The organism is Sessilibacter sp. MAH1 (genome assembly GCF_054658315.1).
On sequence record NZ_BAAGIC010000014.1, the window covers coordinates 69638 to 94964 of the forward strand.

Genomic DNA, 25327 nt, shown 5'->3' on the forward strand with positions numbered 1-25327 from the left:
TCAGAGTTTCGAACGGTAAGAAACCAGTAGCAAATGCTATTCCTAGAAATGTTAAGAAGTTTTAGTGTTTAGTTTTTCCAATCGATCTAGCTCACGAGCAACGTGTTCCGGCGACGTTGTTTTTTTGGCGAGCAACTGATAAAAACCTGGCACCACATAAAGCGTTAACAGCGCAGCGAAGGCAACACCAAATAAAACCACAATGCCAAGTACATTACGACTCGCCGAGCCGGGACCCGCTGCCATTACCAATGGAATTGCGCCAACCACGGTAGACACTGTTGTCATTAATACTGGGCGCAATCGCAAACGGCAGGCTTGGGTTATAGCATCTTTGAACGCTATACCTTCGTCGCGCAGCTGATTAATAAACTCTACCAGCAAAATACCGTTTTTGGTTGCAATACCAATTAACATTAAAAAGCCAATTTGGCTAAAAATATTAAAGGTCGAATTGGTTACATACAAACCCAGTAAACCACCGGCAATGGCTAGAGGTACGGTAAACATAATCACCGTTGGATGCACAAAGCTTTCAAATTGTGCAGCCATTACCAAAAATAAAACTAACAGTGCAAAACCAAACACAAAGAACAAACTGTTGGTGGATTCTTTAAATTCTAAAGACTCACCTTTGTAATCAATTTGCGCCTGATAGGGCAGAGCCGATTTAACGGTTTCTTCTAAAAAGCTTAAACCCTGTTCCAAGGTAACGCCCGGAGACAAACCTGCGGTAATGGTTACTGCACGCAAGCGGTTATAGCGCTGTAAATTAGAAATGTCGGCAGTGTTTTCAATTTTTACCAAATTAGCCAAAGATATTAATTGACCACTGTTTGACGAACGCACATAGGTGTTAGAAATATCGTCGTTGTTATCACGCTGATTGGCTTTTACCTGCAAAATAACTGGATATTCCAAGCCGTCTTTTACGTAACGCGAAACTTCTTGGTCGGCCATTAATGCCTGTAGAGTTTCACCAATGGTTTCGATAGATACACCTAGCGCAGCGGCGCGGTTTTTATCCACCGATAAATGCACCTGCTGCTGTGTTTCTTTTAAGTCGGAATTAAGGCCGGTAAACATACCACTCTTACGCGCCGCTTCCATGACAATATCACGCCAAGCAATGAGGTTTTCGTAGCTATCACCTTGAATAACAAACTCGATGGGATTGTTACCGCCGCCACGACTTAAACCATTGGGTACGAATACACCGGCGCGAATACCGGGAATATCACGCCATTCCTGCATTAATTCTCTTTGAGTTTCAAATACAGACTTGTCGCGATTTTCCCAGTTGGTAAACGAAATTCGAGAAAACGCCGAAATGGGATTTAACGATCCAAACGATGGTGACACAAACAAAACCCGTGTTAATTCCCCAGACTCGACCCGGCTTTCTAAACTGCCATTGAGCTGATTAATGATTGAGCGCATTTTTTCGATACTGGTACCTTCTTCAGCACTCACGACGGCCATTAAGGTGCCTTGATCTTCCGAAGGCGAATATTCTTGTTCGACTTCGCCCATAAAAAAGTACACGGAAGCACCCGCGATAATACACAACAGAACTGGCAGCAGAACGAACTTCATTGAGCCACGCAGCGAGCTTTCGTAGCGATTACTCATGCGATCCATTGCCGAATTCATCCAACGAATAAAACCAATTTGTTTTTCGTTGGAATGCAATAATTTACTGCACATCATCGGCACGATGGTCAGCGCTAAAATCGTTGACGCGATAACAGCCGCCGAAATCGCAACGGCGAGTTCCGAGAAAATTTGACCGGTGTTATCGCCCAAAAAGCTAATAGGCACAAATACCGCCACTAAAACCACGGTAGTGGCAATGACCGCAAAGCCTACTTGTCGAGCACCATAATAGGCAGCAACCAAAGGCGGTTCGCCTTCTTCAACACGGCGGTGAATGTTTTCGAGAACAACAATCGCGTCATCAACCACCAAGCCAATGGCCAGCACCATGGCCAACAAGGTAATCAAGTTGATGGAATAACCAAACGCATAGAGAGCAACGAAAGATCCCAGTAGAGATAGAGGAATACACACCACAGGAATTAACAGTGCCCGCAAACTGCCGAGGAATAACCACAACACAAATGCCACAAGTAAAACTGTGGCACCGATGGTCCAGTAAACGCCATCAATGGCGGCTTGAATAAATTCAGAGGCATCACCCGAAGCAGTGATCTGTACCTCCGGCGGCAAGCTTTCGGCAATTTTGCGCAACTCTTCGTGGACACCTTCAAGCACTTCAACAGTATTGGCGTTGGATTGCTTAACAATACCAATAGCCATACTGTCGCTGCCATTGGTCAAAAAGATTCGACGGAGATTTTCGCGATCAATTACCACATCGGCAACTTCGCCTAAACGAACCAAGTGGCCGTTTTCACCGCGACGAATAACCAGTTGCTTAAAGTCTTCAGGGTTTTGGTAGTTACGGATAATTCGCACCGGAAACTCACGCGAGAAGGATTCGATGCGACCCGCGGGTAACTCTACGTTCTCGCGTCGCAACGCATCGACAATATCCAATACCGTTAAGTCACGGGCGGCGAGTTCTTGGCGATCAATCCAAATACGCATGGATGGATTACCACCACCAAAAATATTGACCGAAGAAACACCGGGTACAACGCTGAAGCGATCTTTAAGATAACGCTCGGCATAGTCGGTCAATTCCATGATCGACCAAGTATCGGAAACCAAGCTGATAAAAATAATCGGACGCGCGTCACCATCGGCTTTGTTAATCACAGGATCTTCAGCTTCTTCTGGAAGTCGCCGCTCAACCCGTGAGACGAAATCACGAACATCGTTGGCAGCCTGATCAATATCGCGATTAAGATCGAACTCCATGTTGATGGTCGAGCGGCCATCGATACTGGTCGAGCGAATCGATTTAATTCCTTCGATACCACTCACTTCGTCTTCAATAACCTGAGTAATACGATTTTCAACGATGTCGGCGGCGGCACCAGGGTATTCTGTACGAATGGAAATCTGTGCCGGTGAAATATCTGGGTATTCGCGAGTTGATAATTGCTGAAAAGAAAAGACACCGAAAACAGCCATCAACAATGCAATAACGGAGGCAAATACCGGTCGTTTGATACAAATATCAGATAGCGTCATAACCTACTCAAGCGACTGAAGAATCTGCGACAAATACGCAGACAGGAATAAATATTCGATGAGCCAAATTAAAATTTATCGGCTCACCGCGTAAGAAGATTTGTTTAGGATTTATCCCGATTGGGACCTAGCGAATTTCCCGATACTGATGATTGCTCATCTTCGACAGCGTGCACTTTGGCGCCGTGCCTTAAGTTAAGAGTACCATCGACCACAACACGATCGCCGGCTTTAACCGCGTCGCCAGAAATCACTACCTGTCCGGGAATGCGTTTTACTAAGGTCACCGGTGTTTGTTGCGCATTATTGTCTTGGTCAATAATAAATACTGAGGCACGACTACCGGTTTGTACCAGCGCACTCTCTTCTACCACCAAACCCAAATATTGACCCGAATAGAGCGTGACATTCATCAGCATGCCGGGACGCAATTTAAGTTCGGGATTGGGAATTTCTGCACGAACAGAGATGGCACGGGTAACAGGATCAACGCGAGAGCCCAAGGTGACTACACGACCAGAAAACTCCTGGTCTGGCCAAGCCGGGCTAATACCAGTGACGAGGTTTCCGGGTTGAACCTGAGCCAGATACACTTCGGGAACCGTAAAATCGAGTTTAAGGGTTTGAATATCATCAAGAGTAGTGATTTCAGTCCCCGGAGTCACCAAGGCACCAACACTGACCTGGCGAAACCCGAGTACGCCAGAAAATGGCGCGCGGATAATACGGTCGTCTAAACGTGCCTCTATCGCTTGTAGTCGTCCACGATTGGCATCAACCGCGGCGTGGGCAAGATCGATGTCAGACTGCGATGCTAAATTTTTGCCAATGCTTTCTAAGCGCTCAAGCTGGCGAACAGAGTCTTTTAAATTGGCACGAGCTTCGTCTAATTCTGCTACTTGCTCGTCACTGGTTAAGGTGACCAGAACATCACCCTCTTTCACCAATTGACCGTCTTTAAAATTGACCGATGAAACATTATCGGTCACCGACGAGCTGATCATGACTGATTCAAAGGCCTCCATGGTGCCAATGACTTCAATCTCATCAACTAAAAATTGCTCTTTGATTTCACCCAACACCACTGGCGTTGGAGGGCGGTCACCAGCACCTGGACGCAAACCGGTCTCTGGACCTTCTTTTGAACACGCCGACAAAGCCGTTATACAGCCCACCAAAATGATCTTACGGATATGTTGGGAACATAAAGAATTAACGATACGGGCTAAGCCCTGCACTAACATGGATAGACACTCGCATTAAAATCGGAAGGTGGTATCAACGAAACAATTCGATCTAAACCACAAAATCAAATTGGGTAATTATAAATAATAATCTTGATTTCTCAGTTAAAAAATAATTCCCGCCCAAGTAAATACTTACAGTATTTAACATGCAAGACCAGCAAAAACACCACCGGTAAGTTACACAACGAACAGTAACTAAATTCCCTGAGTGTATAAGAACTCTAATTAGCAGAGCTTCTAGTAATACAAAGATGTGCCGCTCATTTCAAGAGCTGTAAGTGATTGAAATTATGAAGAAATTAAAAATTGTATTACCAACTTCTCTCCTTTGATTAAATCATCCAGCAGTTAATCACATACACTCACCGTTCTCGAATTATTTTCACGGTCGCCGCTAAAGATATCTTGTATGAAAATTTTAAAATGCTGAATGGAATTAAAATACGCCTCGACAAAAGCTCCAGATGAATTACACATTGGAAAATTTTGCTCCAAATTAAGACATTATGGCTATAGGAACCTCTGATTAACTCATCCCTGATTTAATCAGAGGACAGAAATTGAAAATGCGATTTCCAATTTCTTGACAATTTCAATCACTTACCGTTCTTGAAATTGGCGACACATCCTTGTGTCGCTGGAAACTCTAGGTTAATCAGAGCTTCCTATAGTGCAAATATTAACGACCTAAGCAACGATAGATAGAAAACCTTTCTAACCCATACGAGCTTTTTATTCGTTAGATATAAAAAAGCCTTTCCAGAGGAAAGGCTTAACAGTCACGCATTGAGATTAAGATCAGTCAGCAGGGTTAAGCACTAACCCTGCTTAAGCAGAAATTAGAAGTCTGCTTTCAAGCGTAGGTAGTAGTAGCCACCTTGCCAATCAACGATGGTGTCAGATGGGTAGATACGACCGTTACCGTAGTCACCGATTTCGTCTTCATCTGGGAATTCATCAAAGATGTTACGACCACCCAAAGAAACCGTGAAGTTATCGTTTACGCGGTAGCTAGCTTCCAAGTCCACGAAAACAACTGGATCAAAGTCTTGATAAGTTAAACCGTTAGGATTATCCGCAGTAACTTCACCATTGTTGTTTGAGTTTTCAGATTCACCATAGTAGTTAGCACGAGCAAGTAGAGACAAGTCACCGATGTGATGAACAGCCGTCAAGGTTGCACGCCATTCTGGATCGAAGTTCTCGAAGTCGAACTGGTCTTCTGGATTTAAGAATTCGCTTGGGTCAGAATCGAATTCGGTTTTGTTGAAGTTAATAGACGCAGTGAAATCGGTAGATTGACCGTTGCTCCACTCGTAAGGCGCAGTTGCTACGATATCAACACCCGAAGTAATCGTGTCGAAAGCGTTTGCAAAGAAGAATACGCCGCCGATGGATTCAGCACCAACAACGCCTGCGTTTTGTAACGCTTGGAAGTTTGCAAAAGCGTCAGCATCAGTTGGATCGGTAGAAACGTTACGAGTTGATACCGCGAAGGTACGGTCTTCGATTTCGATACGGTAGAAGTCAACAGTTAAGCTGAATGCATCGTAGTTAGCGGTGAAACCGAAGGTGTAGTTCAAAGAGGTCTCAGCATCTAACGGAGAAGCACCCAATGCTTGTGCTACGTCACTGCTAGCTGGGAACAGACCCGTGGCAACTGGGAAACCGTTTGGCAAACGAGTTGATACGTTGGTGGTACCTTGCTGACCAGGAGTTGGTGCACGGAAACCGGTACCGATAGAAGCACGGAAGCCCCATACGTCGTTAATGTCGTATTGCGCAGCGATCTTACCAACAAGCTCGTCACCGAAGTCAGAGTAGTCTTCGTAACGTAAAGCACCTTGTAGGAATAGCTTGTCGGTGACGTCTTTGCTCACATCAACATATACGCCGTAAGAGTCACGGCTGTAGGTATCAGAGAAGTCCGGAGAGAAACCTGGGAAGCCGTTAGAACCAACACCTACGATATTGTAAACAGCATCCTCTGGGTTGTCACAATCTAGAGTTGAACCATTGGCAATAACTGCAAGACCTGCAGCAGTTTCGTTACCATTGTCATCACAGAAACCGAAAGGGTCGGCACTTGCGTAGGGGCCCGCTTCGTATGAACTCAGCTCACCGGTAGAAATATCGTATTCTTCATCTAAGTAGGTAGCACCGAACGCAACCACTAAGCCGCTATCGAATTCTTTAACAAAATCCGCTTGGATCTGGAATTCTTCGTTACTTAAAGAACCGGGTTTAAAAGAAGTTGGAGAATCTGGGCCCAAAGATGGGTTAATGGTGTTGCGAAGGGTGTACTCAATTTCGTTGTAACCGTAACGAGCGCTAAGATCGTAGGTAAAGGTAGAATCGAATTCACCTTTGATACCACCGGCTAAGGAGTAGTCTTCAATCTCACCGAAGAAGCGAGGAGTGAAACCGCCCGGGAAGATATCTAACGGGTTGTAAATATCACCGTTTTCGGTACGCAAATCTTCAACAGTGCCGTTGAATGGGAAACGGTAGAAGAAGCTGCCGTCACCTTCACTCTGGGTGTAGTTACCAAACGCATATACCTGAGTGCTATCACTTACGTCATAACCAGAGTTGAAGAACAACTTAGTGCCTTCAAAGTTTGGCTGCCCCCAAGGCTGTACAACATCGCCTTCCAAAGACGCGTTGCGTGATGCAGCAAGAAAGTCTGGATCTTGAGCTAGAGCAATACGAGCTTCTAAAACTGGATCATTCGTTGTGTCTTGGTTAATAAACGTTTCGTACAGAGGGTTAGAAGGATCTAAACAGAAGAATAACTCACAGTATTGCTCGCCACGAGAAGTCGCTTCGTTATCGGTGTATTCACCAGAAATACTTAAGAAGCCGTTTTCGCCCAGTGCAAAACCAATGTTACCCGAAAGAGTAGCTTGCTCGCCGTCGCCTTCGTAGTATTCACCGTAGTTAACAGAGAAAGAACCGCCTTCACTGTTGTCTTTTAAGATGAAGTTAATTACGCCCGCGATCGCATCTGAACCGTACTGTGCAGCAGCACCGTCACGTAAAACTTCAATGTTTTTCAACGCTTCAGCAGGAATGGTTGCAACGTCTGGACCTTGAGTACCAGAACCGCCAATTTCAACCAAAGACGCACGATGACGACGCTTAGAGTTAACCAATACCAAGGTTTTATCGGTTGGCAGGCCACGTAAGCTTGCTGGACGAATAAAGGTTGCACCGTCGGCAATTGGGCTACGGTCGGCAGAGTAAGAAGGAACAAGAGTTTGGAGAATGTCGTTGGTATCGCTGTAGGAGATTGATTCGATGGTTTCAGCGTTAAAAACATCGACCGGTACTGGAGAATCTGAAACTGAGCGAGGCTTACCACGCACACCCGTTACTACCACTTCCTCCAAATCCGAACTTTGCGCGTACGCAACGTTTGTGATTAAAGCACTTTCTGCACAAATTGCTGCTACAGCAACAGAAAGTAATTTTGTCTTAAAATGCTTCATATAATCTCCAAAGCTTATTCACCTAAGGTCTACAAATTCAAATAAAAGCGATACGGATCGCCGAAATCACGGCAACACCAATACATTCATAAAGTGTTAATCTTGATTTGGTAGCATGAACACATCATGCATTAAGTCACCTTAGAAATTTACTAAGGAACTAATGCTTTGCTACGCGTTCTGAAAACGTAGGGAGCAAAGCGCATACCATTTCCTGACTAATTTTTATTAGCCAGTTAGTTATAATTAAAAAAGTTCCTTATACCGGGTAAATTCAGATCAACCCGGCCAGAAAAAAAACGGTTTTTTTGGAAATAAGCAGAAATATTTTTCTCAACATTTCGTTCAAATTAAAATTGTGCTCTCAAAAAACACATCACACAGTACGCTAAAGTAAGGTACGCACTATACAAGTGCAGAGAAATAATCTTATTCAGAAATTCTATTTTCTTAAATAATTCCTTATGGTGAATAAAAATAAATCACCCAGCAAAATTATTCACAAAGCCCTATAAAAAAGATCGACACAAAATTATTTATTGAATTTATCTTCTAAAATCCAACACTTAGCGCACATCAACAACGGTAATTAACGAATTTTATTTTTATAAATAATCGTGCATCAGCCGCTTACCATGACCCAATTTAAACCATTCTACAATGCCGAAAAAAGTTTTTTGTGATAACAAAACTTAAACAAACTATTTATTTCGGTAATTTCATGCACACTAAGCAACTATTAAAAAAAAGCAAAAAGCCACCTATTTTAATCAAAGTGCTAATTCTACAGGGCCGTAAAACTTGATCGGAGTCTGAAAACACTTTTAAAGAATTCAACAAGCGAGGAGGAATAAACCGCCAATCGCCGCAAGATACAATTTCCTATTATTCGATCTTATATGTCACGGAGAGAAATTGATTGAGAAAACTGGGCGATAAATTAAAGTGAAGGAATAAAAATCTCAACTATATAATTGCCTGACACTTTTTGCGGTTGTATTTATGATCGGTAAATGACTTGGAAGAAAACTAACAGATACATCGAGGATTTATTCAGTTGTAAAATTTAACGATGAGTTTTTGGAAAATAATCTTTTACCAAATTACGGAAATTATTTTCAGTATTGAAAGGTAAAACTCTCTAACCAATGAAAATACTTTTTATTAGAAAAGACCAGAGTTGTAGACTTTGAATGGACTCGGAAACCGTCCAGGAGATCGGAAATTGCCGAAGAGCATAGACACAGAAGGTTCGCCGAGAAACTCAAACTAGTGACAATATCGATTAAGCTTATTGATATACTTTATATAGGTGAATTAAGCGCAACAGGTATCTATGAATGTCAACTTGAACTAGCCCAGCTTGCAGACAGCACTAACTAGAAAATAGAAGTTAATTTCCAATTAACCTAATTTAGGAACACCCAAAACTTTGCAAGTAAAAAAAGTCGCAGACATATCGGTCAGATCAGTAAAACAACGACACAGTAATTGCCTCAGACAACAGGGTAGCTCACCTGAACACAACTACCGCCATAAGAATATTCCAAACGTGTACATAAAGAGCGAATAATATCGAGCCCTCGACCAAAGCTTTCAGACTCGTCAACGTCCTTGGATTCATCAGTATTAAAACCCGCACCACTGTCATGAATTAGGATGTCCACGTTACCATCGACAAACGCAATTTTTATTCGTATCCAACCGTCAGTGAGCATTTCTAAACGCTCGGCCCTTGCGCTGTAGTACTCTAAAAAACCTTCGTCGGTTTTCTTAAGCTGCGAATCCAATCCGAGCACGCCATGCTCAAGCGCATTGCTGTAAAGCTCAGAAATAATCGTTGATAAAAAATCCTGATGAACATCTAACCCAATCGCATTAGATAGTAGGCGAATAATTTGCGGAGTAGGATTTAAAGACCGTAACTCTTTTGCCGTTAGATAAATATCTAAACTCCAAGGCAGGGCAACGGCTTGTTTGTCTCGCTGCTCAGACTCCAGCTCAGAACCCGTGTCGTCACATACCAATTCAACAAAGACCGAATCAGTGTTATCTGAACGCTGAGCGATTACCTGACACATACGCGAAAATGCGGTACCAATATCCGATTTAATGACATCCAGTAGATCGTTTTCGGTAAATGAGATACCACCGTCGATATTGGTTTGATCTAAGCTATCAGTATAAAGGTATACGCGATCACCCGACTTTAAAGAATAAACATTAACGTCTTGGCTAAAATCGATTTCCGACACAACGGTTAGAGGCGCATGTTTAGGAACAATTTTTTCACGAAATTCACCGGTTCTCGAAACAATTAATCCAGGAGGCATTCCACCAGACCAAACCGTAAGCCTATCGCGATGGCAGCTTAATTCTACTATACACACCGCCATTAACATATTGTCCGGCAACATTGTCAGCAAATTGCGATTCATCTCGGCAGCAATTTTACCGACCGGTAAACCTTTTTTTGCCATGGTACGAAACGTTGTAAATGTCGGTAATCCGCCGAGCGCCGCCGGTAAACCTCTTCCAGAAACATCCCCAATGACAATATAAATACTTCCGGTTGGCCCGGTTTGCGTAATAAGGATTTCGCCATTTAACATAGCTTTAGCAGACACATTGGTAAAAATGTTACCCTGCTCAATTAAATGCCGAGCACAGTGAGTATCAAATATTTTTTCGACAATATCCTGCTCTAAAATAATGTTTTGACGATATTCTTCATAAGAATTAATATCTTTGTTGGTATTAACAAATCGTTTTATTAATCTATTTTGCGCTGCCAATCGTGCCTTTAATAAATCCGGATATTGCGAGCGTAAAAATATGTCATCACCCACCGACAAAAAGCGATCCAAACAGTTAGACTCACAGTGCTGCTCAATAACAAAATTAATGATTACATAACGTTCATCGGCACGGCTGCGAACCTCTTTGGCTAATTCAATACAATCAACATCGGTTACATTATCGGCAATAACAACTAGAGTCGGCCAATCTTTATCTTGATCTAAAAATTGTAATAGCTCAGCACCGGTAGCCGCAACATTAACGGCCGCTTCTAGATGAGACAGTAGCTCCAACGAACGACAGCGTGATTGTTCGTTACTATCCACCAAAAAAATTGACATGTTATTTTATTTCAAATTTACGTTGAAAATTCGAGATTTTTAAGACTTTAAGAATTTGTGGCCGACAGTTAATCAATTTAATAGAGACGTTACCATCACCGAAGTATCTAAGCATATTTAACAACATGCCTAAACCAGAACTTTCCATATAGTCTGTATTGCGAAAATCAACTTGATAATTAACGCTTGGATTATTGACATAAGCACTACGAAATGAGTCAACCGACTCAAAATCAAAGCTATTACCCAATGTGATGGTAACAACACCATTGTCGTTACGGACAGAAATTGTCATTATAATTACCTTTACCGGTGACTTCTATCATTAACCAAAAACATTTATTGAAATTTTGATCTACCTTAAAACAGCTCGACTTCACCCTCGTCCATACTGTTTTGCTCGACTTTCTGAGCAAGGTTCTGCGCCCGAAAATCTTGTCGCATTTTATCCAATCGTTCGGCAACGCTGTGCAATTGTGGTATATCTTGGGCTTGCGCCATGTCAACGTGGCTGACCGAAGCAACCTCTCTAATATGGCCCAAACGTTGTTGAATATGATCAGAGAGCTGACTGATAATATCTTCAAACTGCAATGCGCGAATGGAATTATTGATTTCAACTTCAATTGAAGACGTCGCCTGGGTAAGATTACCTAACATTGCCTCCGTTTTACGGTTAAACGCTTCTATTTTTGTCAGCATACTATCGATATTAAGCCGTCCTTCAATGGCAGAGTTAATATCAAGTGATGCAATGGCCCCAACCTCAGCATTTACATCTGCCATGCTGGTTTTAGCCATTTGAATTTTAATACGAATTTCATGATTTAATGATGCCGAGGTCACCGATAAAGATCGAACCTCGTCAGCAACTACCGCAAAACCGCGCCCTACTTCACCCGCACGTGCGGCTTCGATCGCGGCATTTAAGGCTAAAAGATTAGTCTGCTCGGCAAGTTTTTGAACACTGTCAAGAATCGAAAACATGCTCTCCATATGCCGAGTCATATCATTAATTTTGTGAATAGCCGAGATACTTTTATCGCTAATATCCACTAATAGCTCGACATAGCCCTGGAGAATTTCGTCAACATGATTGACAAAGTTTTTAAAATTAAACGATTTTTCAGCATCATTTGCCGCTTCAATCTCTTGATTTTTACCTAAGCCTTCAACAAAACTCAAAGCCATATTCGATTGTGATTTTGTTTGGCTTACTACATTGGCAAAACTTTCCTGGAGAAGAAGCGTAGAGTCCTGAATCAAGCCGCGAATACGATTGATATGTTCATGCACGTGAGCGGATTCTTCATTTAAGATACTTTCAATTGCATCGCCGATTTTTTTCATTTCAGATTGAAAGGCAACATTCATATCGGCCTCAAAATCAGTATCCGATAAATTATTTCGCCCAGATGCATTGATAAAATAGATCGCGAGAAACCAAGAAAAGGTTGTAACAATAAAACCGCCAACCAGCAGCCATTGAGTCAAATCAATCATCAACAGTCCAAGAAACACGATGCTCAAGATCGCGGGTATTGCGATCTGTTTGACTATTTTCGAAGACAACATCGTCTCTCCTAAACCAACCTCATTTTCGTATTAATAAATACCGTAATAACAACAACGATATAACTATGAAAAACTCCAAATAAAATAAAGGAACTTTCATTAACCTTGAACTTTCTGCGGCACTATAAAGCGTTGCCAATTACAAAAAAGAGTAAATGATTTGCCAACATTAAAAATCATGTTTTCAATGCGTTCACCCAGATTAAATCATGGTAGAGCTAATCTGAAATTTTTAGAGTCTTCCATAACTCAATAAAAAATGTCTTTGACGTTAACCACAAATGCTCTAATTTGTATAACATTGGAGCTACGCCGAAAAATTCCGATCTGTCGTTTTGTTTATGATACTTAAACCTAAGATACATAGACCTAAGATACCTAAATAAAAAACTCCTAGAGCCAGCCTACAGAACAAAGCTGTTATCCTAAACTTCACCACTGAAGTAATAGACCAATTTTTTATTTACAACAAAAACGAATAAAAAATTTTCTGGCACACTTATCAAAAACTTTAGAAGCAGAACCTAAATTATGCAACGTATTATAAACTTGCACGATTAATTTGCTTTTAACAAAACATACGCTACGCACACCGGTCTACCAGAAACTGTGCTATTTTATTCAGCGGTAAAACATAATCGACGGCATCATTTTCAACAGCAACTCTAGGCATACCCCATACAACAGAGCTTGCCTCATCTTGCGCTATCGTCATCACACCTTTTTTCTTGAGGCGCAACATACCCATAGCGCCATCGGCGCCCATTCCTGTCAAAATCACACCAATAACTTGATCATTGCACCAACTGGCAACCGAATCGAACAGAACATCCACCGACGGTTTATGGCGATTTACCGGTTCAGTATCAACCGCTGAGCCTTTTAATCGACCAGCAATATTTTTCACCGTAAAGTGCTGATTACCGCGTGCGATATAAATGTGGTCTGGCTCCAAATCGCATCCGTCTTCACTAAATTCTTCTACAGAAAGCTCACAACAATTATCTAGCCTTTGCGCAAACGATGCCGTAAATCCTTCGGGCATATGTTGAACAACGGCAATAGGCGGCATACCTTTCGGCAGTGCGGTAAATACCTGTTTTAGCGCTAAGGTACCACCGGTAGAAGCACCTATTACAATGAGTTTGATATGACCCGATTTATTTGAACTACCTTTTATCACGGCTCTTTTAACCGGTTCTGCATCAATATAGTTTTCAAAGATTGCCGAATTAACGCGCGCAGCTTGTTTTATTTTCAGACAGATGGTTGCCGCCATAGCACCAAGGCGCTCACCAGGCATAGATTTGGGCTTGGGAATAAAATCTACAGCGCCAATTTCGAGTGCTTCTAAGGTAATGCCGGCGCCCGATTGAGTGAGTGTAGAAATCATGACAACCGGCAATGGACGTAAACGCATGATATTTTTCAAAAACGTAATGCCGTCCATTTTAGGCATTTCGACATCAAGTGTGATCACATCCGGGTTTAGCTGCCGGATTTTTTCCCGCGCTTCATAAGGGTCGTAAGCAATTCCCACCACATCAATATTGGGATCTTGAGAGAGAATTTCCGAGAGTATGCGGGTAATTAATTGTGAGTCATCAACAATAATAACTTTAATTTTTTTCATTATTAAAATAACTCGATATTGCCTTCAATAGGCGTATGCTCGATGTCGTAGCGATAACTTTGTTCACGCGCAACAATATTATCGTTATCGAGAGTACGAATTTTCTTCATTCGTGCCCGACCTGTTAAAGGATCAAAAAGCACTTTTCGTGGATATATATCCCCAAGATCTTCACTTAATAAGGTTATATTTTCTTGATGCAAATAGAGCCGTACAAATTCGGCATTGCGCGCGCCAACATCGTTACTCTGATTAAGCACGCAACCGCCACCAAATACCTTAGCGCGCAGATTGCGGCGAATACCGCCATTTTTTAAAATTTCGTTGATAAGATGCTCCATAGCGTAGTTACCGTAGCGAGTTGCATCGCTTGCAACATTACCCCAAGTCACTTTACTGGCTTCAACATCTGAAACCGGCAGCATAAAATGATTCATACCACCAACGCCGTTATTCTCATCCCAAATACAGGCCGACACGCAAGAACCCAATGTTGTAGCAATCAATTCGTTGTCGTATTTCGAGACATAAAATTCACCCGGTAAAATTTTGGCAATAAATCGCTTTTCACTTTTATCCAAGTAACGACGAATAGATTCAAATCCGTCTAACGCTGGGTACAGCTCTAATGCAGGTTCGTAATGTTTATTTTGCATAGTCGTACTAATTCTTCTCTGCATAAATTTCTGATGAATGCACAATTGCCGATCTAGATAGCTGCGCTTACATTATTTTTTAACGACGCCTTACATATATGGTTTTCCCACGACACTCAAGCTCATCGTAACCTTTGGCGATGCTCTCACTGTGCCCCAACATTAGTACACCATTTACACGCAATAAACCCATAAACTTACCCAACAACTTCGCTTGCGTTGGCTTATCAAAATAAATAAGAACATTGCGGCACATAATAACGTCGAACGGGCCTCTCATTGGCCAATCGTGCATCAAATTCAATTGCTTAAAGGTAATTAAATCTTGAAGATCTTGTGAAACCTTAACGTATTCACTGTTATCACCACTGCCACGTAAAAACCATTTTTTCTGAATTTTTTCGGGAATATTTTCAACACGTTCGAATTTGTAGATACCGTTGATGGCTGTTTCTAGCACTGTGGTATCAAGATCCGTCGCCAATATTTTGCAATCCCAATTGTTTATACGTGAGCCAAAATATTCTCGTAAGGTAATAGCAAGACTATAAGGTTCTTCACCTGTAGATGAGGCAGTTGACCAGATTCGCAGACGCTTGTCTTGTCCGTAGTCGCGTTCATGCTCAGGTAAAAAATCCGTTTTTAAATAATCAAAATGGTGATTTTCTCGAAAAAAACTGGTGAGATTTGTTGTAATTGCATTTAAAAAATTAGGTAATTCTTCGCTATTCGGATCAGAAATTAACCGAAAATATTCCGAAAAACTACCAATTCCAATGGCTCTTACTCTACGCATTATTCGTCGATACACCATTTCGCGTTTACTCTCGACAAGAACAATACCGGTATAGTCGTATACCATTGAACAAAGGTCTTCGAACTCCCGTTTATTTAATCTATGTTGATCGGCTCTTGCGGTTTCCACACAATACCCTCAAAAAAGGCGTTACCGATTTTTTTTAGTAACAGCGGTATCGATCTGAGCCTGGGTGTAACGGATAAATCGATTCCGTTATTTGTTGCTTTAATTGTGTATTAATGAGCGGTGCTCAATTAAATCTGTGAATAAATCACGCACCCAAGCCGGTTATTTTATTCAGTCTTCGCTGATGTAGTCTTAACGACCTCGATATTTCTGATCACACATTAATGCATTAACAGAAATACCGAGCGCTCTTTATATGCTTCTAAAACTCTTCCCACTCATCTGTTGAGCGAGTTTTTTGGGCTTTAACTGGTACTGATTTAGGTCGCGCGTTGGAGCGACTCGGTCCAGAACTGGCTCCATAGCTGGCATTTGCAACCTGGCCGGTATCACCACCGGAAATTTGGAAGTAACTGACCTGTTTTAGCAGTGTTTGCGCCTGCTCTTCCATAGAGCGACTGGACGCCGAAGCTTCTTCAACAAGTGCCGCATTTTGCTGTGTCATTTCATCCATTTGCGAGACGGCTTTGCTGACCTCGGTAATCCCAGCTGATTGTTCGCGACTGGCATTATCGATACTTGAAACCATGGCAACAACTTCTTTAACTGCGCCGACTAATTCGCCAAATGTATGGCCGGTATCATCCACTAATTTCGCGCCCTTAGTCACCGCATCAACACTGTCGTTAATTAAACCTTTAATTTCTTTAGCTGCCGAAGCACTGCGCTGCGCAAGATTACGGACTTCTGCGGCGACAACGGCGAAGCCGCGTCCTTGTTCACCGGCGCGGGCCGCTTCAACAGCAGCATTGAGGGCCAATAAGTTAGTTTGGAAGGCAATCTCGTCAATCACACCAATAATGTCGGCGATTTTTTTACTGGATTTATTAATGTCTTCCATGGCTGTCACGGCGCTTTGCACAACTTCGCCACCATTGGTTGCTTTTACCATTGCTTCGCCGGCTTTGCTTCGAGCCTCGGTAGCAGAATTCGCATTTTGTTGTACCGTTGCCGTTAACTCTTCCATTGCAGAGGCGGTTTCTTCCAAGTTTGACGCCTGGGACTCGGTGCGTTGACTGAGATCGTCATTACCTTGGGCAATTTCTCGCGCGGCCGAAAATACATTACTTGAGGCAGTGCGAATTTCAGTGACCAAATTATTTAAACGATCAATAACATCATTGAGCGAATCTGCCAGCAAGTTAAATTCACCTTCAAGCTTTTCGTCAACGTAATTGTTTAAATTTCCTTCCGATAGGGTATTCAATACCGATCTAATTTTGGCAACAGCACGTTTTTTACCGGTAATATCGGTTGCGTATTTAACAACTTTGAAAGGCCGTCCGTTTAGATCGAGAATTGGGTTATAAGAGGCAGAAATCCAAACATCATGACCGTGTTTATCAATGCGTTTGTATTCACCAGCGTCGTACTTTCCGGAATTAAGTTTATCCCAAAATTCACGATATTCGGCAGAACTTGCATAGCTTGGCTCTACAAATATACGATGATGACGACCTTGAATTTCATTTAATTCATAGCCCAATGTTTTTAGAAAGTTTTCATTGGCAGTAATAATTGTCCCATCTAACCCAAATTCAATCACGGCCTGAGACAAGCCAATGGCTTCTATTTGACCGCTAAAGTCTGCGTTTAATAATTTCTGCTCGGTGATATCTGCGGCGTATTTGACCACTTTAAAAGGCTCACCATTAGAATCAAGAATTGGATTATAAGAAGCCTGAATCCAAACCTCTTTACCATTTTTGCCAATACGTTTGTATTCGCCAGAGTCGTATTTACCACGACTTAATTTATCCCAAAACTGAGTGTATTCAGCACTATTGGCATAATTCGGATCAACAAGAATACGATGGTGCTTACCAACTATTTCCTCTGCACGATAGCCCAAAGTCGTTAAAAAATTTTCGTTAGCGCGAATTATTGTACCGTCGAGCTCAAACTCAATGACAGCATAAGACTTACCAATGGCTTCTACTTGGCCGCCATAATCTGCATTTTTCTGCTTTTGTTGAGTAATATCAGATGCGTATTTTACAACTTTGTACGGTTTACCCTTTAGATCGAGAATAGGGTTGTATGAGGCTTGAATCCAGACCTCTTCGCCGGATTTTTTCAATCGTTTAAATTCAGCGGAAAAAAACTCCCCTGACCTTAATCGTTTCCAAAAATCATTGTATTCAGAAGATATGGCATAGTCTTTATCGACAAATAAGCGATGATGTTTCCCTTGGATTTCCGGCAAAGAATACCCCATTGTCGTTAAAAAATTGGGGTTGGCCGTAAGAATATTACCGTCTAAATCAAACTCGATAACCGCCAACGAGCGATTTATCGCGTTTAATTGCCCCGATAGATCTGCAAGTTTGACCTGCTCTTCAGTAATGTCGATAGCGTATTTGACTACTTTATAAGGCACACCGTTGGCGTCGAAAATAGGGTTATAAGAGGCTTGAATCCATACATCATCTCCCGATTTATTGTGGCGTAAAAACCGTCCAGATTTAAATTCACCCTTGGCCAGTTGTTTCCAAAACGTTTTGTATTCATTACTCTCGGCGTAATCTTCGGAAACAAAAATTCGATGATGTTTGCCCTTAATTTCATCGATTTTATAATCCATCGTCGCTAAAAAATTATCGTTGGCCGATAAAATATTACCGTCCAAGTCGAATTCGATGGTTGCGAATGATCGAGAAGCAGCGTTAACAATGCTTTGACTATCGTTATCCGCAAATCTAAGGTCGGTAACATCCAACCATTCCATGGAGACCTGATCAGAGTCTGGTAGCTTACATACAGAGACCGAAAATATTCGATTTCCGAAATTGACATCTGCGACTACAGATTCTTCATTAGCTGAGGAAAACAGTTGCCCGAGATTTTTTTCATGATCAATAATTTTCTTGAGATTTTGACCTTGCAGGGCAGTACCATCGAAATTTTCATCCAACGACTGAAATAATTTTTTGTTTTTAAAAAATAATTTCTCTGCGCTTCGATTAGCATAGTCAACGGTTCCATTTGCATCCGTCACTATGACACCGGAACGCAAGTTATTGGCAATTTCAGAAAGTTGATCTTGTTTATCGATAACTTCTTGTGTAGTCATGGCGAAAACTCAAAATAAAATTTAGAAAATTGAACATCATGAAAAAATATCGACTTCCGTTTAAACCGTTCAGATTAATCAATGGTCGATACTGTACATAGTAAAAAATACTTAAGGAACCTCTGATTAACTCATCCATGATTTAATCAGAGGACAGAAATTGAAAATGTGATTTCCAATTTCTTCACAATTTCAATCACTTACCGCTCTTGAAATTGGCGAGACATCCTTGTGTCGCGAGAAACTCTAGGTTATTCAGAGTTTCCTTAAATCTAACGTGTTTATTCTGAGAATAACTCTTCGTTTTACGACAATTCGAAGCTAAATGCATATACAAACGTCGTAATTAAAACTCTTCCCATTCATCAGAGCTTCTTACCGGACGAGCTGTTGCACGTTTTGCCGGTGCCGGTGAACCTTGGCGAGGTCTCCTTGTCATTGTGGGCATATCACTGTTGCCAGCTAATTTAAAGAAGCTCATCTGTTTTAATAACTCTTCGGCTTGCTCTTCCATTGATTTGCTGGATGCCGAGGCCTCTTCAACTAATGCGGCATTTTGCTGGGTCATTTCATCCATTTGTGAGACAGCTTTACTGACTTCAGTAATGCCTGCGGATTGTTCGCGACCTGCGGTATCAATATTCGATACCATAACCACTACTTCTTGCACCACGTTAATCAAATCATTGAAGGTTACACCGGTATCATCAACCAATTTTGCTCCGCGAGTTACCGCTTCAACGCTATCGTTAATTAAACCTTTAATTTCTTTAGCAGCCGTCGCACTGCGTTGGGCCAGATTTCTAACCTCAGCTGCCACTACCGCAAAACCACGCCCTTGCTCTCCAGCCCGCGCAGCTTCTACCGCCGCGTTTAAAGCCAACAAATTAGTTTGGAAGGCAATCTCGTCGATGACACCAATAATATCGGCGATTTTTTTGCTGGATTTATTAATCTCATCCATCGACGCTACAGCGTTACCCACAACCTCCCCGCCGCTTCTGGCACGGGCCATGGCGCTGTTGGCCTTCTCAGTTGCCTCGGTGGCTGATTTTGCGTTCTGCTGCACAGTTGACGTTAATTCTTCCATCGCCGATGCAGTTTGTTCTAAGCTCGACGCTTGACTTTCTGTGCGTTGGCTTAAATCATTATTACCTTGTGCAATTTCGCGAGCTGCATTAAATACGTTGCCTGATGCCGAGCGAATGGCCTCAACCATTGACGCCAAATTGGTTAACGAATCGTTTATCGCTTCAGACAATTCAGAAAATTGTCCACGATATTCACCATTCATTTTTTCTTCCAAATTACCTTCTGCCAGGCCTTTGATAACCGATATGGCTTCATCGAATGGTTTTACAATCTCGTTCATTAGAGTGTTTATACCTTCACCCAGATTGCGAATAAACCCTTGATAACCACTGACATCGATTCGGTGTGACAAATCGCCATTGATTGCCGAGTTTATTAACTTTTCGATTTGACGTTGTGCAGTTCTCTCGTCGCTGACATCGATCCATTGCACGGCTATTCCCAAACTTTTACCCTCTTTATTCTTTAGAGCCACCGCGGTGAGATTAAACCGCAAATCACCTACCGATATTTCGGTATTTAAAGGGAATTTACTGGTATCAGCGAGCAGGTTACGCTGATGAGATGGATTTTTATGGAAGATATCTATATTTGCGCCAACAATGGTGCGTGTATCAAACGCAGGAAGTATTTTTTTAATTTCGGCTTCACGCCGTTCTAACATAGCTCTTACGGAAGGATTTAAATAAACAATAATTCCGTGTTCGTCTGCCATCATTAAATTGGTCGTCATGCCTTCAACAGCGGAATTTAAGCGACCTACTTCTATTTCTCGATTGCGTATCTCGGTAACATCCTGCCACTCTAGTGCGTTGCCAATATATTCGCCCCTTGAGTCATTGATAGCGGTAACGTTGAGCTCGAAGGTTAAGTGCTCTATTTTAATATCGGTTTTATAGGGTAGATTATTTTTGTTGGCTAAAAATTGGCGTTGATGCTGCGGATTTTTATGAAACATATCCACACAGGTGCCAATTAATTTCTCGGGATCGGCCCGAAAGCTTGGCCATTTTCTCTGAAATGTAGATTCATGCTTTTTTAATAATTCGAAGGTCGCCTTGTTAGCATGAGTAATCATAAAATCGCGATCAATCATAATGGAAGCAGTTAATGACTGCTCAATAGCCCCGGCCATTTGCACTGCGCTATTTTTGAAACTTCTGTTTTCGGTAACATCATACCATTCAAGCGTATTACCAACGTAGTTATTATTAGCATCCACAATTGCCGAGACATTAAGCTCAATCGTTAAGTCAGCTATTTTTATATCGGTTCGCAATGGCAACTTGGATGGGTCACTCAGTATTTTGCGTTGATAACTGGGATCTTTGTGGAAACCGTCAATGCATTTTCCCATCAGATAATCTTCGGACGCAGAAAAATCCGACCAGACCGTTTTTAATTTATCTTCTATACCACCGAGCAAATTGAGTGTTGCTTTATTAATGTACGTTACATTAAAATCTCTATCCACCATCATGATAGCGGTAATCATGTTATCCAGCGCATTAACGCAGCGTTCTTTTAATTGATCTAACACTTCTGGGCTTTGCTCTGTTTGCATAAATATGGCTCCTGAGTTTTAAACTCAAGCTCAGTGAAATTATTATAGAATATTTTTCTTAGAAAACCCTGAACACTCTAGAGCTTTCAACACTACAACGATGCACTACCAGTTTTTGTAAAAAACTATCGGAATTGATAAGAATCGAAAATCAGACTTCGACTTATGACCTCAAACTTCAAGAAACAACCAAAACTTTAAAACCCGATTTACAACCGTTTTTTACAACAACTTTTACAGACCCTTGCTTTAATTATGTCGATCATTCATCAATTAACTTTAATAAATTAGCGCTGCTTGGCAATAACTTTTTATAGAAACATTAAATTAGTTATAAAGACATTAAATTAGCTCGCGATAGGCTCACCAATTTTGGGACGAACATGAGAAACTACACTGTATAAATCATTCACATTTAGCAGTTTCTTTGCATCAAGCAAAATAATAATTTTGTCGTCCACAGTTGCCATTCCAAAAATAAAGCGACTGTCTATTTGATTACCAAAATCCGGTGCTTTTTTGATATTAACGGGATCCACTTTATAGACTTCCGATACCGCATCTACCACGATACCAACAACTACACCAGAATCGCTTTCGCTGGTTCGCAACACAATAACAACGGTAGTATCGGTATATTCTACCGGAGCGCGGTTGAATCTCTGACGCATATCAACAATAGGGACTATGACGCCGCGCAAATTAATCACACCTCGCAAATATTCAGGTGTTCCGGGAATCGATGTTACCGGTGCCCAAACCATAATTTCCTGGACACGTAAAATATCGACTCCGAACTCTTCGCCATCCAGCAAGAATGTTAAATATTCTTGAGATTGATTACTCATAATGCAAACCTTCATCATCTAACTTTAATAGCTGCTCGACATTTAGCAGTGTCACTACATCTGCGCCGACATTCACCAAACCCTGAATGTATTGAGGAGCAACTAAGCCACCAAAGCTTGGGGCAGATTTAATATCTTGCGAATTGGCATTGAGCACATCGGAAACGGCATCTACCACAAAACCCATTGTGCATTTCATGCGGTCATTTTTTACCGCTAAAACAATAACAACGGTTGTGGGTGTATAACTGGCCTCACCAATTTGAAATCGAATACGAAGATCTAAAATTGGCACGATAACGCCGCGTAAATTAATCACACCTTTAACATAGTTCGGAGAATTGGGAATCAGTGTAGGTTCATCCCACCCTCTGATTTCGGTCACCGATAAAATATCCACACCGTAGTGTTCTTCGCACAAACGAAATGTTAGGTATTGATTACCGCCGGAGATAAAATCGATTCCTTCTAATGAGATATCGTTTTTATCGAGTCGATTAATCTCTGCAACTTCTATTATGGCATCCATTTAACTCACCGTTTATGCTGCACGCGGACTTACATTTCTTCGACGCGAACGCGAGGCGTTGGTAATTATACCGGGAATATCAAGAATCAATGCCACCGAGCCATCACCAAGAATCGTCGCGCCAGATATACCGTCAACACGTTTATAATTTGTTTCTAAGCTTTTAATAACGACTTGTTGCTGAGCCAGTAAATCATCAACCAGTAAACCAATTTTACATCCCTCACCTTCAACAACCACGAGCAAAGCATTATCTAAAGCAGTATTATCGGCTTGAATATTAAATTCTTTGTGAATGGGAATAATCGGTACGTTATCTTCTCGCAGGCGATATAAAACCATGTTACCGGAGACGCGATTAACTAATTCGGATTTAATTTGCAACGATTCAACGATTGCAACCAAGGGAATTATGTAGACTTCTCGTCCGACTCGAACTAACTGCCCATCCAAAATGGCTAAGGTTAATGGTAAATGTACATAAATTTTGGTTCCACGCCCTACTTCAGAGTCAATTTCTATACGACCACCAAGTGCTTTAATATTGCGTCGCACCACATCCATGCCCACACCACGCCCAGATAAATCGCTGACTTCGGCGGCTGTAGAAAAGCCTGGCTCAAAAATTAAGTCGTAAATTTCTGCTACAGAAAGCTCCGCTTCTGCGTCGATGACACCCTTCTCAACCGCTTTTGCACGAATTTTTTCGGGGTCCATACCGCGGCCATCGTCAGAAATTTTTATAACGATGTTTCCACCTTTATGCTCGGCATTTAAATGAATTTTACCGGTTTCATTTTTTCCTGCGGCACGTCGTTCTTCGGGCATTTCTAAACCGTGATCTATGGCATTACGAACAAGGTGCACCAAAGGATCGCCAATTTGTTCCATAACGGTTTTATCAAGTTCGGTCTGCTCACCTGACATGATTAAATCGACTTTTTTACCGGTTTTATTGGACAAATCGCGAATCATGCGCGGAAATCGATTAAATGCGAAACTGATGGGTAGCATGCGAATTCGCATTACATTTTCTTGCAATTCGCGCGTATTTTGTTTGAGCTGTTCTAGTCCGTGTGAAAGCCGCTCTAATTTTTCTAAATCAAAATTATTGCCCAATTCAGAAAGCATCGATTGCGTAATGACCAGCTCGCCGACTAAATTGATGAGATTATCAACCTTGTCGATTCCCACGCGAATGGAAGTGGTGCTACTTTGTGCAGATTCGGGCGCGGTTACTTTTTTGTCAGCAATTGCTTTGCTTTCAGAGATTGCTTTTGCAGATGTAGATTTGGCAGCACTGGGCTCTGGTTTTTTAGCGGTAGTTTTTTCGGGGATAACCTTGGCTGCGACAACACTTGCCGATGCACGAACAAACTCTAGATCATCACTTGCAGATTCGCCGTAGTCGTCTTCGGCGGTAATTTCATCACCGCGGTTATCGAGGTTAATGTGATCCTGCTGTAGACGAGTCTCAGTATTAACATTGTCATCGGTATCGACCGTATCATCGTCACCGCTTTCTGAAAGTGTGATGTCTAAATCACACTCATCAAGAACCCAATCAAACGCTGATTTGATCTCGTCTTGATCAACATTACTGGTTAAAAATAACGTCCAATGAATAAAGCATTCGTCGAGAGTGATCTGATCAAAATTTGGAACTTGATCGGTGTGCGCATGAACCTCGAGATCGCCCATGCTTTCTAATTCGCGAAAAATTCTAAGTGGTTCGTTCCCAGTTAATAATATTTGCGGTTCCGGTTTAAATACGATTTTCCAGCGTTTTTCGCCATGATCATCATTCTGCTCACCGTCATCACCCGAGAAAAATGTTTGGGTAATAGCATCTTGTGCAGAGCTGATCACTGTTGCGTCGGAATCATCGAGATTTTTTTGAACCTCTTTCTGCTGCGGTTCGGAAACGGCACTTTGACCACTATCGTTTAACATCGCCTCGAAGGCGTCTAGCAGCGGTTTACTGTCGTTGACATCGATCGGCGTCTCTTGCTCTAGGCAATGCACCATGGCTCGAAGTGCGTCGCACGACTGCAATAACAAATCAATGGATTCGGCTGTCAACTTTCTTTGACCTTCACGCACCTCGTCTAACAGAGTTTCGAGTACGTGAGTAAAACTGGCGATTTCACCAAAACCTAAAGTTGCACTGCCACCTTTTATGGAGTGTGCGGCTCGAAAAATTGTATTAATTAATTCCGGATCGGTTTCGTCTTCATCACTGAGTGCAAGCAGTGATTGCTCCATTGAGTCTAAGCCTTCGTAGCTTTCGTCAAAAAAGGCTTGATGGAATTGCTTTAGGTCGATGCTCATTATT

Annotated in this window: 14 protein-coding genes; all 14 read right to left on the minus strand. The window is 41.9% G+C overall.

From position 1 onward, the window contains the following. Nucleotides 1-51: 51 nt before the first annotated feature. On the minus strand, nt 52-3159 hold the full coding sequence (locus tag ACYQ28_RS14135) for an efflux RND transporter permease subunit (RefSeq protein ID WP_460051079.1): 3108 nt from the start codon (nt 3157-3159) through the stop codon (nt 52-54). A 104-nt stretch (nt 3160-3263) separates the two neighbouring features. Next, nucleotides 3264-4403 carry an efflux RND transporter periplasmic adaptor subunit gene (locus ACYQ28_RS14140; RefSeq protein WP_460051077.1) on the minus strand — a complete coding sequence of 380 codons (1140 nt, stop codon included), beginning with the start codon at nt 4401-4403 and terminating at the stop codon, nt 3264-3266. An 842-nt stretch (nt 4404-5245) separates the two neighbouring features. Further along, a complete protein-coding gene (locus ACYQ28_RS14145; protein WP_460051076.1) occupies nt 5246-7897 on the minus strand; it encodes a TonB-dependent receptor plug domain-containing protein in 2652 nt (883 codons plus the stop codon). A gap of 1496 nt (nt 7898-9393) precedes the next feature. Then, nucleotides 9394-11037, minus strand: coding sequence for a SpoIIE family protein phosphatase (locus ACYQ28_RS14150; protein WP_460051074.1), 1644 nt, complete (start codon nt 11035-11037; stop codon nt 9394-9396). A 1-nt stretch (nt 11038) separates the two neighbouring features. Beyond that, entirely contained in the window at nt 11039-11332 is a 294-nt protein-coding gene (locus tag ACYQ28_RS14155; protein ID WP_460051072.1) for an STAS domain-containing protein, read from the minus strand. Between the two features lie 65 nt (nt 11333-11397). After that, a complete protein-coding gene (locus ACYQ28_RS14160; protein WP_460164720.1) occupies nt 11398-12612 on the minus strand; it encodes a methyl-accepting chemotaxis protein in 1215 nt (404 codons plus the stop codon). A 583-nt stretch (nt 12613-13195) separates the two neighbouring features. Then, complete coding sequence (locus ACYQ28_RS14165) at nt 13196-14245, minus strand: protein-glutamate methylesterase/protein-glutamine glutaminase (protein ID WP_460051068.1); 1050 nt, start codon at nt 14243-14245, stop codon at nt 13196-13198. A gap of 2 nt (nt 14246-14247) precedes the next feature. Beyond that, a complete protein-coding gene (gene cheD / locus ACYQ28_RS14170; protein ID WP_460051066.1) occupies nt 14248-14901 on the minus strand; it encodes a chemoreceptor glutamine deamidase CheD in 654 nt (217 codons plus the stop codon). A 79-nt stretch (nt 14902-14980) separates the two neighbouring features. Beyond that, nucleotides 14981-15826, minus strand: a complete 846-nt coding sequence (locus tag ACYQ28_RS14175; protein WP_460051064.1) for a CheR family methyltransferase — start codon at nt 15824-15826, stop codon at nt 14981-14983. Nucleotides 15827-16088: 262 nt separating this feature from the next. Beyond that, the gene (locus ACYQ28_RS14180; RefSeq protein WP_460051062.1) at nt 16089-18959 is read right to left on the minus strand and encodes a methyl-accepting chemotaxis protein; all 2871 of its coding nucleotides are present in this window, start codon (nt 18957-18959) and stop codon (nt 16089-16091) included. 346 nt (nt 18960-19305) lie between these two features. Next, nucleotides 19306-21615: a methyl-accepting chemotaxis protein gene (locus ACYQ28_RS14185; RefSeq protein WP_460051060.1), complete on the minus strand. Its 2310-nt coding sequence runs from the start codon at nt 21613-21615 to the stop codon at nt 19306-19308. Nucleotides 21616-21962: 347 nt separating this feature from the next. Then, nucleotides 21963-22463, minus strand: a complete 501-nt coding sequence (locus ACYQ28_RS14190) for a chemotaxis protein CheW (RefSeq protein WP_460051059.1) — start codon at nt 22461-22463, stop codon at nt 21963-21965. After that, the gene (locus ACYQ28_RS14195; protein ID WP_460051057.1) at nt 22456-22992 is read right to left on the minus strand and encodes a chemotaxis protein CheW; all 537 of its coding nucleotides are present in this window, start codon (nt 22990-22992) and stop codon (nt 22456-22458) included. The genes ACYQ28_RS14190 and ACYQ28_RS14195 overlap by 8 nt, the downstream gene beginning before the upstream one ends. A gap of 12 nt (nt 22993-23004) precedes the next feature. Beyond that, a complete protein-coding gene (locus tag ACYQ28_RS14200; protein ID WP_460051055.1) occupies nt 23005-25323 on the minus strand; it encodes a chemotaxis protein CheA in 2319 nt (772 codons plus the stop codon). Between the last annotated feature and the right edge of the window lie 4 nt (nt 25324-25327).